The organism is Anabaena azotica FACHB-119 (genome assembly GCF_014697625.1).
GTDB classification, from domain to species: Bacteria; Cyanobacteriota; Cyanobacteriia; order Cyanobacteriales; family Nostocaceae; genus Trichormus; species Trichormus azoticus_A.
Genome location: NZ_JACJSG010000031.1, coordinates 1 through 14,589, shown reverse-complemented (window position 1 = coordinate 14,589; position 14,589 = coordinate 1). Strand labels below are relative to the sequence as shown.

Annotated in this window: 13 protein-coding genes and 1 pseudogene; 9 read left to right on the top strand and 5 right to left on the bottom strand. The window is 41.1% G+C overall.

The window, feature by feature from the left end; genetic code table 11:
* Positions 1 to 240: 240 nt before the first annotated feature.
* Both H6G83_RS21300 and H6G83_RS21295 read right to left on the bottom strand, forming a co-directional pair.
* Positions 241 to 573: a hypothetical protein gene (locus H6G83_RS21300; protein WP_190476043.1), complete on the bottom strand. Its 333-nt coding sequence runs from the start codon at positions 571 to 573 to the stop codon at positions 241 to 243.
* A gap of 244 nt (positions 574 to 817) precedes the next feature.
* Positions 818 to 1,198: a hypothetical protein gene (locus tag H6G83_RS21295; protein WP_190475971.1), complete on the bottom strand. Its 381-nt coding sequence runs from the start codon at positions 1,196 to 1,198 to the stop codon at positions 818 to 820.
* A gap of 443 nt (positions 1,199 to 1,641) precedes the next feature.
* Between H6G83_RS21295 and bchB the strand changes: the two genes are divergently transcribed.
* On the top strand, positions 1,642 to 3,168 hold the full coding sequence (gene bchB, locus H6G83_RS21290; protein WP_190475970.1) for a ferredoxin:protochlorophyllide reductase (ATP-dependent) subunit B: 1,527 nt from the start codon (positions 1,642 to 1,644) through the stop codon (positions 3,166 to 3,168).
* 402 nt (positions 3,169 to 3,570) lie between these two features.
* The gene (locus tag H6G83_RS21285; protein WP_190475969.1) at positions 3,571 to 6,186 is read left to right on the top strand and encodes a PAS domain S-box protein; all 2,616 of its coding nucleotides are present in this window, start codon (positions 3,571 to 3,573) and stop codon (positions 6,184 to 6,186) included.
* A gap of 538 nt (positions 6,187 to 6,724) precedes the next feature.
* Here H6G83_RS21285 and rsmG read toward each other — a convergent pair.
* The gene (gene rsmG, locus H6G83_RS21280) at positions 6,725 to 7,462 is read right to left on the bottom strand and encodes a 16S rRNA (guanine(527)-N(7))-methyltransferase RsmG (protein WP_190475968.1); all 738 of its coding nucleotides are present in this window, start codon (positions 7,460 to 7,462) and stop codon (positions 6,725 to 6,727) included.
* A 328-nt stretch (positions 7,463 to 7,790) separates the two neighbouring features.
* Positions 7,791 to 8,465 carry an ABC transporter ATP-binding protein gene (locus H6G83_RS21275; protein ID WP_190475967.1) on the bottom strand — a complete coding sequence of 225 codons (675 nt, stop codon included), beginning with the start codon at positions 8,463 to 8,465 and terminating at the stop codon, positions 7,791 to 7,793.
* Between the two features lie 394 nt (positions 8,466 to 8,859).
* On the opposite strand from H6G83_RS21275, the gene H6G83_RS21270 reads away from it, so the two are divergent.
* The 4 genes from H6G83_RS21270 (at position 8,860) to H6G83_RS21255 (ending at position 11,441) form a co-directional block, all read left to right on the top strand.
* Positions 8,860 to 9,816, top strand: coding sequence for a Sll0314/Alr1548 family TPR repeat-containing protein (locus H6G83_RS21270; RefSeq protein WP_190475966.1), 957 nt, complete (start codon positions 8,860 to 8,862; stop codon positions 9,814 to 9,816).
* Positions 9,817 to 9,930: 114 nt separating this feature from the next.
* Entirely contained in the window at positions 9,931 to 10,383 is a 453-nt protein-coding gene (locus H6G83_RS21265) for a DUF3531 family protein (RefSeq protein ID WP_190475965.1), read from the top strand.
* A gap of 7 nt (positions 10,384 to 10,390) precedes the next feature.
* Complete coding sequence (locus tag H6G83_RS21260; protein ID WP_190475964.1) at positions 10,391 to 10,822, top strand: NUDIX hydrolase; 432 nt, start codon at positions 10,391 to 10,393, stop codon at positions 10,820 to 10,822.
* Positions 10,823 to 11,147: 325 nt separating this feature from the next.
* On the top strand, positions 11,148 to 11,441 hold the full coding sequence (locus tag H6G83_RS21255; RefSeq protein WP_190475963.1) for a hypothetical protein: 294 nt from the start codon (positions 11,148 to 11,150) through the stop codon (positions 11,439 to 11,441).
* Between the two features lie 165 nt (positions 11,442 to 11,606).
* Here the strand turns inward: H6G83_RS21255 and H6G83_RS21250 are convergent, their stop codons facing one another.
* Entirely contained in the window at positions 11,607 to 12,011 is a 405-nt protein-coding gene (locus tag H6G83_RS21250) for a hypothetical protein (RefSeq protein WP_190475962.1), read from the bottom strand.
* 322 nt (positions 12,012 to 12,333) lie between these two features.
* Between H6G83_RS21250 and H6G83_RS21245 the strand changes: the two genes are divergently transcribed.
* The 3 genes and pseudogenes from H6G83_RS21245 to H6G83_RS21235 form a co-directional block, all read left to right on the top strand.
* Positions 12,334 to 12,879 (top strand): PadR family transcriptional regulator, encoded by a 546-nt coding sequence (locus tag H6G83_RS21245; RefSeq protein WP_190475961.1) that lies wholly within the window; start codon positions 12,334 to 12,336, stop codon positions 12,877 to 12,879.
* 11 nt (positions 12,880 to 12,890) lie between these two features.
* Positions 12,891 to 13,050: pseudogene (locus tag H6G83_RS21240) on the top strand (transposase); the annotation flags it as partial.
* Positions 13,051 to 13,774: 724 nt separating this feature from the next.
* Positions 13,775 to 14,589, top strand: an 815-nt coding sequence (locus tag H6G83_RS21235) for a M10 family metallopeptidase C-terminal domain-containing protein (RefSeq protein WP_190475960.1), incomplete at its 3' end; no start/stop codon positions are given.

Sequence of the window (14,589 nt, the reverse complement as noted above, 5' to 3'; positions counted from 1 at the left end):
AACTAATTACTTACAGCAGTTTCGCTATTCGTGAAATACTGTAGAGACGTTACATGTAACGTCTCTACATGATTTTGGGTTTTAAGCTTGTACCTCATTTACCCAAAATATGCTGTATAATATGGTTGTTTTGATCGGTAATGGGTAATAGCTAATAGGTAATTGTTTTCTACCATTAGCAATTACCAATTACCAATTACCAACCCCGAAGATATGATAAGTGATTAAGCGGACATGATATTAATTTGATTTAACTGCAATATCTTCAAAGTCTGTGAGGGCAAAAGCAAATTCTCGAAAGGCTACTTTAATTAAATCTTCTTTCATACTTTTCTTTAAAGAAGAGTCACGAATCATATCTGCTAACTCGATGAATAATAGTGAAAATATAAACCTATCTTGACGGTCAACTTGTTTCAAGCAAGCTAATATGAACTCATAAAGTTCTGTTTTTCTGGGTTTGCTTTGTTCGTCCCAAATTTGCAACCCAAGCCGAAAGGTTTTCAAGCGTATCTCATCCATGTTGTAGGTAGCGTCTTTGTAGCGAACCGATACGCGCTGGGGCATTTCCATAATTTGAGCATATATCTTCACTGTATGTTCTTTATTCAGCTTTATCTATTCGCATCCGGAAGAATAAGAACTGATAATAATTAGGACTTACGCAACTGGTACAGTAGTAGGGTGCGTCAGATGTGGAAAATCCTTGAATCTGTACGAAATTATTGGGACTGACGCACCCTACAGTTAGTTTGATTATGACAGTTGCGTAAGTCCTACTGATAATTAAGACGCTTTCAATCTTGTTAAAAATTGTTTATTCAAAGACTTCTGCTCTTTCAATAATGAACCATTCATGATATAAAATTGCCAAGAAAAATTTCTCATCTTTGGGGCGATCGCATACTGCTATAAACCCAGCGAAAAAAGGATCATCTTCATAGGTAGTATCTGAGAGGAAAAGAGTTACCGAGTTGTTATCTACACTCCAAATTGAACGCAATATACTTATATTTTGATGATGTGACTTATCTACAGGTAATAGTATTGGATATCCTTCTACTTCTAAAAATTCTGGCTCCTCGAACCTCAGAACAGATTCCCAATTTTCTGGGCCTTCATGTTTCTCAATAATTCTATCCCATCTAACTAACTTAATTTTTTCTAGAGTTTCTGCTGATAAATCTGCTAATTTCATAACTTCACCACATTAAATCGGTTTTGTTAACAATTCGCGCATTCGCGCATTCACGCATTCGCGCATTAAAGACATTTTGCCTACGGCACGCTACGCGAACAGTCGGGGATTTAAACCCCGACTGAAACTGATACTACGTATAGACGTAGGGGTCTTAAACCCTTTTATTTACGATAATTAATTTAACAATAGTAATTAATACTCAGAGCAATTAATAACAAAATTTGCTGAACTTTAAGATTCATGTAATTTGCCAAGGATTAAATTGTTTCTATTACAAGCTGAATCATAATCAGGAAGTAGTTTTGAGCGAATCTCCACACCTAAACCTCTAAAAAGACCCCACTTCATGCCAATTGCAATTGGAACAATCAGCATCAACTAATCAAGCACTTATAGCCCCGTATTGCTCGTTATTTAAGTTAACAAGGGAGTAAAACATAATGAAATTGGCTTACTGGATGTATGCAGGCCCAGCCCATATTGGCACTTTGCGAGTCGCTAGTTCCTTTAAGAATGTTCACGCCATTATGCACGCACCTCTAGGCGATGACTACTTTAACGTCATGCGCTCAATGTTATCGCGGGAGCGAGACTTCACACCAGTTACAGCTAGTGTGGTTGACCGCCATGTTTTAGCCCGTGGTTCCCAAGAAAAGGTAGTTGATAATATAACTCGCAAAGATGCTGAGGAACATCCAGATTTAATTGTCTTGACTCCCACCTGTACCTCTAGCATTCTGCAAGAAGATTTACAAAACTTTGTCGAACGCGCCCAGTTGGAAGCCAAAGGGGACGTGATGTTGGCGGATGTCAACCATTATCGGGTGAACGAACTGCAAGCAGGCGATCGCACTCTCCAGCAAATTGTGCAATTCTACATCGAGAAAGCCCGCAAAAAAGGCGAACTCCCCACCAGCAAAACAGAAAAACCCTCAGTTAACATCATCGGTATTTCTACTCTGGGTTTCCACAACAACCATGATTGCACCGAACTCAAAAGGTTAATGGCTGATTTGGGAATTGAGGTCAACGCGGTCATTCCTGAAGGCGCTTCTGTTCACGAATTGAAAAATTTACCCAGGGCTTGGTTTAACCTCGTCCCTTACCGCGAATTGGGCTTGATGGCGGCTAATTACCTGGAAGCAGAATTTGGTACTCCTTGTATAAATATTACCCCAATGGGTGTAGTGGAAACTGCTAGATGTATCCGCAAAATTCAGGAAGTAATCAACGCTCAAGGTGCTAATGTAGATTACGAAGAATACATCAACGAGCAAACCTTGTATATATCCCAGGCTGCTTGGTTCTCCCGTTCCATCGACTGTCAAAACCTCACAGGTAAGAAAGCCGTAGTTTTTGGCGACAACACCCACGCCGCCGCCCTCACCAAAATTTTGTCACGGGAAATGGGAATTCACGTTGTATGGGCGGGAACCTACTGTAAATATGACGCAGATTGGTTTCGTGAAGAGGTAAAAGACTATTGTGATGAAGTGCTGATTACCGATGATCATGGCGCAATTGGGGATGCGATCGCCCGCGTCGAACCCTCCGCCATTTTCGGTACACAAATGGAACGTCACGTAGGTAAACGCTTAGATATTCCCTGTGGTGTAATTGCAGCACCCATCCATGTACAAAACTTCCCCATCGGTTACAAACCATTCTTAGGCTACGAAGGCACAAATCAAATCACAGATTTAATCTATAATTCCTTCACCTTGGGAATGGAAGACCACCTATTAGAAATATTTGGTGGACATGATACCAAAGAAGTGATTACCAAGGGAATTTCGGCTGAGTCTGACCTGAATTGGACAAAAGATGGTTTAGCAGAATTGAACAAAATTCCTGGTTTTGTACGCGGAAAAGTGAAACGGAATACAGAGAAATTTGCCCGCGATCGCGGCTTCAAAGATATCTCAGCCGAGGTACTATATGCTGCGAAGGAAGCAGTAGGGGCGTAGTAGGGACTGGGGACTGGGGATTGGGGACTGGGGGGAGATGAGGGAGTGGGGGGAGATGGGGGAGAAAGATATATTAGTTTAGTAACTGGAAAATATGAATATTCCTTCCTCATCTCCCTCATCCCCCTCATCCCCCTCATCTCCTCGTTCCCCTCCTCTTAGGGGCTAGGGGTGGGTTACTCCTCTGCTTCTTCCCAATCCCCAATCCCCAATCCCCCATCCCTCATCTCCCTCCAAGGCTAGATGACAAAAGCAAATACTAATCTTAAGTTACAATTTATAACCCTAAATTCTGTATTCCTGAAGAAAGATTGCTTGATTAATTGAAAAAATCCATACTCAATCAGATTTAAGGAGTGCATACTACAAGTTATAGATTCTAAATTGCGAGTTGTCTGCCCAATGCCAAACGTCGATCAAGTTAACGGTAAACTTGCTGATGAATTAACAGCTCTGCGGCAGCGTGTAGCTGAGTTGGAACAATTGGAAAGATATTATCAGCATAGGCAAGTCAAACTTGAGCAGCAAATAGAAGATTTAGCAGCAAAACTAGCAAAGGCACACATAGCTGATGTTCCCCTCGACAACCATCAAGAAAAAGTTCCAAGCCTAGATATATCAGCTACCTTGCAACAACTCCAGCAAGAGATTTCTCAAAGACAACAGGTAGACGCAGCTTTAGGTGAGAGTGAAGAACGATTAAGGCTGGCTTTGGAAGCAGCAAACTTAGGTTTTTGGGATTGGAATATTCTGACGAAAAAAGTAGTTTGGTCAGAAAATCATGAACTTTTGTTTGGTCTTGTTCCCGGTAGCTTTGATGGCAATTATAAGACGTTTGTATCCTGTATTCATCCAGAAGATAGGGAATCAGTTACTCAGGTAATTACTGATTGCTTAAAGAATAAGACTGATTACTATCATGAATTTCGCGTTGTTTGGTCGGATAAAAGCGTACATTGGATTGCAGCCAAGGGCAAATTTTTCTCCAACGACCAAGGACAGCCTGTGCGAATGATTGGGGTTTGCATGGAGATTACCGAAAGCAAACTTTCAGAAGAACATACTCGACAATTAGCCATTCAAGTTCAAGAACAAGCTAATGTTCTCAATGCCATCCTCGCTACTTCTGTAGATCACATTTATATCCTCAATCGTGCAGGTCGCTATCAGTATGTTAGTCATGGCGGTGCGGCTTTGTTGGGTCTTCATCCACAGCAGATGATTGGTAAATCTTTGCAAGAACTTGATTTACCCCAAGAATTAATAAATAAGGTAAATCAGCAGTTTACATCTGTTCTGGAAACAGGGAAACCGATTAAAGATGAATCTGAATATGAGACAGCAGATGGAACACATTATTATGAATATATCCTCACACCGTTACGCAACGTTGACCAGGAGATTGAGGGTATAATTACAGTCTCGCGTGATATTACCGAACACAAACGGGCTGAAAAATCTATACGCAATAGTGAAGGTCGATTTCGCCGTTTGTTTGAGTCTAACTTAATAGGGGTAGCTTTTTGGACTATCGATGGTTACATCACTGATGCCAATGATGCCTATTTGCAAACAGTTGGTTACACTCGTGAGGAGTTTGAGAATTTAGGTAAACTTAATTGGTTGGAACTTACCCCTCCAGAGTATCAACACTTGGACGATCGCGCGATCGCTGAAGTCAAAGCCAATGGTATTTCTCGCCTTTACGAAAAGCAATATATTCACCGCAATGGTAGGCGAGTGTCGATTGTATTAGGAATAGCTTTACTCAACGACTGTGATGACCAAGGAGTAGCATTTGTCCTCGATATTAGCGAACGCAAATTGGCAGAACAACAGCGCGATCGCCTATTATGTGCTGAGAGAATAGCCCGTAAGGAAGCAGAAATCGCCAACCGCATCAAAGATGAATTTTTGGCGGTTCTCTCCCATGAACTACGAACCCCCCTCAACCCGATTTTAGGTTGGTCAAAATTGCTACGTTCAAGAGAATTTGATGCGGCAACTACTGACCGCGCCTTAGAAACTATTGAACGTAACGCTAGATTACAAACTCAATTAATTGAAGATTTATTAGATGTCTCGCGTATCCTGCAAGGTAAGTTAAGCCTGAATGTTTCTCCTGTGAGTTTGCCAATTGTGATTGAAGCGGCAATTGACACTGTGCGCCTAGCAGCAGAAGCAAAAGGCATCAAGATTGGGAGTACATTCGACTCGGATATAGATCAAGTAATAGGTGATGCTAATCGCCTACAACAAGTCTTCTGGAATCTGCTTTCCAATGCTGTGAAGTTTACACCCGCAGGTGGTAAAGTAGAAATCCACCTGAAACAAGTGAATCAGCAAGCACAGATTCAAGTGATTGATACTGGTAAAGGAATTACACCAGAATTTCTCCCTTATGTGTTCGATTACTTCCGTCAAGCTGATGGCACTACCACCCGCAAATTTGGCGGTTTAGGTTTAGGACTAGCCATTGTGCGTCAAGTCGTAGAACTGCATGGTGGGACAGTTGTGGCTAAAAGTGCAGGCGAAGGCTTAGGCGCTACGTTTACCGTTAATTTACCGCTTTTACTCAAGAATGAAACGATGAATGAAGAGGCGCAAATACCAGTATCAGCTAACTCTCAACCTCCTAGCCTTTCTGGCGTGCGTGTCTTAATAGTAGACGATGAACCAGACATCCGCGACTTAGTGACCTTTATTTTAGAAGATTACGAAGTAGAGGTGACAGCCGTATCATCCGCCCAAGAAGCATTAGAGGCTTTATCTCAATCTTTACCAGATGTTTTGGTGAGCGACATTGGAATGCCAGAAGTCGATGGTTATATGCTGATGCGTCAAATCAGAGAACGATCGCCACAAGCAGGTGGAGATATCCCCGCGATCGCCTTAACAGCCTACGCCGGCGAAATTAATCAACAGCAAGCACTAGCCGCAGGTTTTCACTTACACATATCCAAACCAGTAGATCCTGATGCGTTAATTGATGCGATCGGTAGTTTGATTAATAGTTAGAAGCTAGGGTTTGTTTGCAAACAGGACTTACGCATCAAAGTTTTCTGTTGAGGCGGGGTGTAAGGGTGTATACTAGGTAATTTTTTTCTACCATTAGCAATAGGACTTACGCAACTGGCATATTTTTTCTGTAGGGTGTGTGACGCTCTTAAAATATTTGAACGTAGTAATCAGACTTGTAGCGTCACGCACCAACCACCAATTGTGACACTTGCGTAAGTCCTGAGCAATTACCAATTACCAACCCCCAAGAGATGATAAGTGATTAAGCGGACATGATATCACCCTTGAATATCGAATTGACATACTCCCCACCCTTGAAGGGGATGGGGTTTGACGCAAGTTCAATAAAAATCCCTCTGCTGCTGAACAGCCAGAGGGAGATGGTATGGTGTGAGGAGCAAACTGAATGTTTACTTAATAATTAGAGTAACAAGGGGTTGTGTCATGGTTGTCACAATGTGATGAAAATTATGCGACACATAACTCAGTTATCAGTTATTAGCCCTATACCCCTATACCCATACACCCTAATGATTTAGAGTGGCTTTTGAGTAGGTACACCGACAGCACGGGGAAAATTAGCTGGTGTGGTTCCTACCTTCCGCAAATACACAGAGTGACGGATACTGTTAGTTAAAGGAGTGGTGAAGTTTTCGATTGATTCAACTTTTCCACCCAACTGCTTGACAGCATTTTCTAAAGCTGACGTTTCCTCTTGTGTCCAAGCACCGCGATAAATTACAGCCAAACCGCCTTGTTTTAATAAAGGTAAAGTATATTCCGCACAAGCCGAGGCAGTACCAACCGCACGAATTAAAGCGATATCATATTTTTGTCGATGTTGTACTTGTTGACCAATTTCTTCTGCTCTAGCAACCAGAGTTTTGGCATTAGTCAAAGTCAGTTCACCCAAAATATTCTCGATAAAATTAATCTTCTTCCGCGTTGAATCTACCAGCGTAATTGTAGAGTTAGGTGCAATAATTGCCACAGGAACCCCAGGAAAACCCGCACCCGTACCGATATCGATTACAGACACACCCGTTTGGAGAGAGGGGATAAATTCTTGCTGTGGTGCAATTCCTCGCAACGAATCCCACAGATGTTTTTCCCAAAACTCTTGGGTATCAGTAATGCGAGTTAAATTTAACTGGCGATTACCTGCCAAAATTAACTCATAAAGCTGCTGAAATTGCGCCTGCTGTGAGTCTGTCGGTTGCCAATTGAGAGTTTGCTGCCAAATTTGCGCCATTTCTGGCAATGAGTTAGTCATTGGTCATTAGTCGATAGTCCATAGTCAATAGTCCATAGTTATTCTTTTTTCTCCTCTGCTCCCCTGCTCCCCTGCTCCGTTCCCCTCCTGGGAGGGGTTAGGGGTGGGTTACTCCCTCATCTCCCTCATCTCCCCCCACTCCCTCATCCTCACAAGTGTAGGTTTTTAATCTAGCAGTGAGTAAGGACTCTAAAACTAACGAGAAAATCATTGTTTTATTCACCCCTACACCCCTACACCCTTACACCCTTACACCCAAAACCAAGGTTTTTGGAACACCAATAAAAAACCTACACCTGTCAGACTCCCTCATCTCCCCCCACTCCCCTTACGCCGCAGGCTGTGGTTCCTTCGCTTTACCCTCTAGCGTTGCGGGGTCTACTGAGTGAAGTTCGCCGTGGTTGAGTGTCCAACAATGATCTGCGATCGCCAGCAAATCACCGGCATCATGTGTTACTACTAGTAATGTCCAATCTTTTTTCAGTTTGGCTAATAGATTGACTAATTGCCGACGCATTGACCAGTCTAATCCTGCTGTTGGTTCATCCAATAATAGTAAATTGGGCTGGCGAATTAATTGTACTGCTAAAGCCAGTCGCCGTTGTTGACCACCACTTAAAGCATAAGGTGCAGCAGAAAGAGATAAATGCTCTAATCCTACTTCGCTTAATGCTTGCCTAACTCGCTCTGACCCTAATTCAGGATGTCCTAGACGTAACTCTTCTAAAATCGTACCACCACAAAAGTGCCGTTCAGGAAACTGAAATACTATCCCAGCTAATTGTTGTAGCTGTTCTGCTATGAGTTCTTGTTCTCGCCAGAAGGCTCCACCAGAAGTTGGTTCAGCTAGTCCAGATAAAATTTCTAATAATGTACTTTTACCAGAACCGCTTGGGCCGATAATCAAACCCAGTGTTTGGGGAGGTAGTTCTAGGTTGATGGATTTGAGAATTGCTGTTGGGCAGGCTGTGGGATGGTAATTCAGATTTCGGAGATAGAGCATTTATTAAGGATACTAGAAGTTGGCAAGAAACTCACTAACTAAGATTAACTACAACTAGAGCAACTAGAAAATTCGCTCTTCGTTTTATTGACTGGCAAGAATTACCTTGATTATTCCATTGTGACAGATTTACCAAAAGTGTTGACTAAAGCAATTTTGGGAACCTGATATTATTACCAAAGTCTAAGCTTAAGGGGTATAGGAGGGAATAGGGGACGGGGGACAGGGGACAGGCTTAAGAGCTAGTGACTATTGAGGATGGGAAATTATCTTCAGTTCTAATTTATCTGGCAACTGGCATATTTTAGCGGCAATTTACGCAAAATATCATTATTTTTTTGTATTTTAAGTAACATATAGAGCTTTTACAACCGTAATTATTCTGAGGCTGACAATGACTAGAAATTTTTCCTCCTCTCACTTAATATTATCCCGATTAACTAGACTTGCTCAGGCAAGTTTTGGTGCAGCGATGGGCTACGCCCCGCCGTTGGCGATCGCGCTGACTCTGGTGGCAATCAACCCATCATGGGCTGGCGATCCCTTCCGTAGTCAAGGGCAAGCACGTCAAATTGGCGACAAGACAGAAGCGGCTTTTAAAGCGGTTTTCCAACAGGGTGATTATCCAGCCGCAGAGCGTTACCTCAGTCAAGCCATATCCAGCGAATCAGATGAACCTCTAGCTTATGCCATGAAAGCATCTCTGTCCTACATTAATAAAGATTTGGGTGGGCTGGATAATTACAGCAGGCGAACTCTAGAAGCAGGACAGAAGTTAGTCAAAACTGACGAATTACGGGGCAATATATACACTGCTGTGGGGCATTTTTTAGAAGGAGCAGCAATTATTACCCGTGAAGGAACCCTCAGAGGCGCATCCCAAGCTTTGAGTCGGCTCAGGCTAGTTTATGAATATTTGGATAAAGCGGAAGCCATTTCCCCCAGAGATCCCGAATTAAATTTGCTCCGGGGCTATATGGACTTGATGCTATCTGTCAGTTTACCTTTCGCTAACCCAGATGAGGCGATTAATCGTCTACGGACAAATGCAGCTCCTGAGTATTTAACTAATCGAGGCATTGCTGTTGCTTATCGTGATTTAAAACAGTATCCCCAAGCCTTAGATTATGCTAACCGAGCCATCAAAGCGGCTACCGACAACCCAGAACTATATTACCTCAAAGCCCAAATTCTCAAGGAGCAGGGTAGAAGAGAAAAAAGTCAGCAACTAATTCGAGAAGCGATCGCCAATTTTGACAAAGCCTTAACCAAAAGGTCTCAACTTCCCAAATCATTAGTACAACAAATCGAAAGCGAACGCAATGGTGCTGTCAATAGTCTTAATCAGTGAACAGTTAACAGTTAACAGTTAACATTACTTGATAACTGATAACTGATAACTGATAACTGATAACTGACCTATCCCCTGATATGCTTATTGGAAGTGAGTTAAATATTAATCAAGATGCACATTCAGTTTCGTGAATTTGATCAATTTAGTGTGTGGATGTGGCTCAAATTTAGCACTGTGCCATCTCAAAGGGAAAAGCAGTATATAGAGGAAGTGTTTAATTCCTGGTTTTATCTGGGGAAATTGGGCGCATTTAATGCCGAAAATCTTCAGGTACAGGAGACTGGGGTTGATTTAAGTTATATGACTTATGACTCCCAAGGTTATGACAAAAGCCTACTAGCGCTGATGCACAACATGGGTGAGTTTGAATATCAGGGACAATGGGCGCGATGTTGGTTTGACTTGGGAACTAGTGATGCGATCGCCATAGATATTTTAATCAACGCCCTCACTCAACTGAGTCAAGAATACGTCACTATTGAAGAATTTTACATTGGCGGCGAAAATGAAGATTGGCCTGTTGAAGATAGTGAAACTAGCCCTTACTCCATTTACGACAATTAATTTAAAAATGAATAAACATGGTGAAATTCGGGTTATAGTCTTGGGGCTGATTCAAGATGGCGATCGCATCTTTGTTTCTGAAGGCTATGACCCTGCAAAGCAATTAACATTTTATCGTGCTTTAGGCGGTGGTGTAGACTTTGGCGAAACCAGTTTGGCAGCCCTGAAAAGAGAATTTTTAGAAGAAATTAAAGCAGAATTAACCAATATTCGTTATCTAGGTTGTATAGAAAACCTGTTTATATTTAATGCTAGAAAGGGGCATGAAATTATTCAACTTTATCGATGTGATTTTGCTGACCCCAAGTTTTATCAATTGGATAGTCTAGTATTTCATGAATCGGACAACCACAAACATAAAGCCATGTGGATAGATATTGCCCGTTTTCAGTCAGGTGAACTCAGATTAGTGCCAAAGGAATTTTTTAATTATTTATAAGCGCGTTATAGTAAATTACATAGCTTTTTGTAGAGTATACTTACGTCTTTACAAGTATAGGTATGACTAGCAAGATAGTAATCCCTAAATAAACTTCTTTAGCAGTTGTTATATCTATTCAAGCATTAACTAATCATAGAACCCATACAGTAAGAGACTTTCCCCGCTATTTACTATCCCTGGTTCCGTATTTCTTGCCATAAATAGGGAATATCCGGTATTATTATTAGTCAATTATCTTAATAGTTACGCAATTTTACTATTGCGCTAACATTGCATAGCCAAATACTATTTAGCTCATCGTTTTACTACTACTATAGTAATTGTGAAATCTATTCTACAAACCTACCTAGAGAAAGATATCTGGATACTGATACGCGATAAATGGTACTACGCAACCATTATTGGGGTTTGGGATGATCTGTTGTGGTTCAAACATAGAACCCACAACAAAGATACAGAGGAAGATACTTTATGGGAGATGGTTGTCAAAATCAGCGAAGTAGTTGCCATCGATAAAGTCGTCTCTGTTGTCAGCAGAAAACCAGACGTGTTTATTTCACGGCTACTAGAAACTGACAGACACACAAATCATAATCAAGGACATGATAATCCTTGAGATTGCTCTAGAAAATCTAGATGTCCAACCTTGGTTATCATACACAAGACACTGAGCTAATTTACTCTTCCTATAGATAGAAAAAAGCACTGCCACATCTCTGACAGTGCTTTTTACATGATTTATTAAAAAGAGTGAAAGTTTTGCCCTTTTCTCCTCTCCCAACTAAGCAAGCAGTTGAGACACTTCTGCGTGTGCTAGTACCACCCCTGGTTCACCTTGGAGTGCAGTATAGTATTTTCGGGCGAATGTGTTTCCATCCTCTGAGGGTGAGAGTAAGGTACGGATATCTATCATCAACTGTTTGATGTTATCCGAGGATATTGGCTCATCTGCGGTGAGTATTTCATCAATTTGCACAATTACTTCAGAAATGCTGTGTAACCAAGCAAATTGCTCATGGCTAATTACTAGTTGTAGCAACTCGCCACTAGATATTCTTCCGCTCACTTGTTCGTATGTAATACGTTCAGTGTCTAGTAAAACCTTGTGCAACTTGAGTAATTTATTTCTTAAATTCTTCAAGTGCTGATGTTGATTTATTCGTTGTAAAAGTGTGTTAGAAGTCAATGGAATATATCCTCCATTACAATATTTTTAATAGCTACAATTCTCTTGAGACTTGCATAACAAAAAACTTCTCATATTTATTAAATGTAATTTTAGGAATTAATATTTCAGCCAAGCGTGGTTTATATCTGATGAATTTACGATCTGTAATACCTCACCATCTCTCCTAGACGCTTGAGATGCACTCAACAAAGCAAATTTTCTTGTTGAGAATGCTTTTCTTCTGTCATCTGTTTTTTATATATGAATATTCATATATTAGCATAATAAATATGGGAGCTATCAAATATAGTTTTCACTACCTTATTTTCGGAAAACCGTTATGTCCCTCGCATATGTAATTCTTGGTTTCCTCCAAAAGCAAGACATGACAGGTTACGATCTCAAAACTAGTTGTTTTGATAAATGTATTGCACATCTATGGCCAGCCGATCAAGCACAGATTTACAAAACACTCGATAAGCTGTTTGAGCAGGGTTGGATTAGTTGTCATGTAGAGATTCAGCGCGATCGCCCCAACCGCAAAGTCTATTCTCTCACAGAAGCGGGCAAAACCGAACTAGGTCGCTGGTTGCAATCTTCCCAACCCTTGCCCACAGTCAGGGATACTTTACTTGTACAATTATACTTTGCGGCTGAGTTGCCTAATGAAGCGATCGCCACTCTGCTAGAACAACAACTAGCGGCTCACTATGAGAAAATTAGCGATTATGAAGCCATTAAGTTGTCATCTGTTGACAATGAATTAGCGACTCGTGAGCAAATCATACATCAGCTACTGTGTGAATTAATCATACACCGTGAGCAAGTTTATATCGACTGGCTCAAGTCTGCTATCGCCACGCTAACCGAAAATATTGATAATTAGAGGCTATTTATTTTGAAGTTTTACCCAAGCGCCCTTATAGTAGAAAGAACATTTGTCTAGTTTAACCAGTACCATCGTTCGAGTAAGGATTCCCAGCATCTCCCTGAAATGAGCGAAGCTGCCATATATGCCGTTATGACTCATATTATATTACGTCGTCTAGCCCTCTAAAGATTTACTTTATCGAAACAATCGGATCTAAAACCTTGCTGCCTCCTGCCTTCGTTAAAAATGGTCTATTAGTCAGCGTAAATAGTTTATAAAGTAAATCTCAAGAGTTTATAAAGTAAATCTCCGAATTAATCATTAATCTAAGTAATAACGTTGATGCACTCTATTATTGTGTTAGTTGCTTAAGTACTGACAGAATGTTTTTTAAGTGTTATTATGCAAGCTTATATGTTCCCAATTGACTAGGCAATTCTTTTTCTGCTGATTCTACTTACTAAGTCAGGTAGATATCCAGGCAATACTAATATTAGAGAAATTTGTCATGCCATTCATCATCACCGGAAAACTGTATGCAAATGGGAGATTCTGTCCTGCAAACTATTAAAACTGGCTACTCCCCAATAACGTAACCTTGATTTGGAATTTTTCTACTTTTTTGTTTTAGTGCTGTTCAACTCGGTTTGCCTGAGTTCTTTTTTATGTCTTAGTCTAAATTCCAAATTTTCAATGCTATGCAGAAAACTTCTGTATAGGCATTGCCAGATCATAAATTGCCACCGAATTTTCCTGAATATGCAATGTGATTGACAGAGATGGCTAACAAATCTCTCTGCCAACTATTGATTGTGTTCATGAAATGGGGTTGTGATGAAATTTGCATATCATCCTAGCATTCATCAATTCATACCAGAAGCATCTTGATAATCAAAAGGAAAATACAAACATGGACATTCTAGGAACCAACAACAACGACAACTTAATAGGGACAGCTGGAGACGATATTATTCAGGGATTGGCTGGTAATGACACTCTTCAAGGCAATGGTGGTAATGATCAATTATCAGGAGGATCTGGTTCTGATACGCTGACTGGTGGTGCGGGTAATGACTTGTTTGTGTTCGAGACCTTCAACACTGCCACATCTAGCCAGTCGGTGGATGTAGTCACAGATTTTGTACAGGGACAAGACAAGATCGATCTGAGAACTGTGGGTATCAGCGACAACAATACCCTGCAACTGCTCCTCAATGATGACTCAGTAGGAATTGCCACCATTGCGGCACGCTTCAACAACATCTCCAGTGGTAACTACCAACTAAAAATCAATGGCTTTAGTAAAACCCAACTGCTAACCACGGATTTTATTTTCAGTACGGCAGTGGTGAATGACAATATCACAGGTACAAACAACAATGATGATTTGTTTGGTGGTTTAGGTGATGACACTATTCAAGGTAATGGCGGTGATGACCGTTTGTTTGGGGAACAAGGGAATGACAGATTATTAGGAGGAGCGGGTAATGATACCCTCTACGGTGGTGCGGGTAATGACGTGTTTGTGTTCGAGACCTTCAACACTGCCACATCGTCCCAGTCTGTGGATGTAGTTGCAGATTTTGTACAGGGACAAGACAAAATCGATCTCAGAACTGTGGGTATCAGCGACAACAATACCCTACAACTGCTCCTCAATGATGACTCAGTAGGAATTGCCACCATTGCGGCACGCTTCAACAACATCTCCAGTGGTAACTACCA

Coding starts and splice junctions, on each gene's coding strand:
- H6G83_RS21245 (WP_190475961.1), top strand. CDS start 12,334: ATGTCCCTCGCATATGTAATTCTTGGTTTCCTCCAAAAGCAAGACATG.
- rsmG (WP_190475968.1), bottom strand. CDS start 7,462: ATGACTAACTCATTGCCAGAAATGGCGCAAATTTGGCAGCAAACTCTC.
- H6G83_RS21295 (WP_190475971.1), bottom strand. CDS start 1,198: ATGAAATTAGCAGATTTATCAGCAGAAACTCTAGAAAAAATTAAGTTA.
- H6G83_RS21265 (WP_190475965.1), top strand. CDS start 9,931: ATGCACATTCAGTTTCGTGAATTTGATCAATTTAGTGTGTGGATGTGG.
- H6G83_RS21260 (WP_190475964.1), top strand. CDS start 10,391: ATGAATAAACATGGTGAAATTCGGGTTATAGTCTTGGGGCTGATTCAA.
- H6G83_RS21285 (WP_190475969.1), top strand. CDS start 3,571: ATGCCAAACGTCGATCAAGTTAACGGTAAACTTGCTGATGAATTAACA.
- bchB (WP_190475970.1), top strand. CDS start 1,642: ATGAAATTGGCTTACTGGATGTATGCAGGCCCAGCCCATATTGGCACT.
- H6G83_RS21300 (WP_190476043.1), bottom strand. CDS start 573: ATGGAAATGCCCCAGCGCGTATCGGTTCGCTACAAAGACGCTACCTAC.
- H6G83_RS21270 (WP_190475966.1), top strand. CDS start 8,860: ATGACTAGAAATTTTTCCTCCTCTCACTTAATATTATCCCGATTAACT.
- H6G83_RS21275 (WP_190475967.1), bottom strand. CDS start 8,465: ATGCTCTATCTCCGAAATCTGAATTACCATCCCACAGCCTGCCCAACA.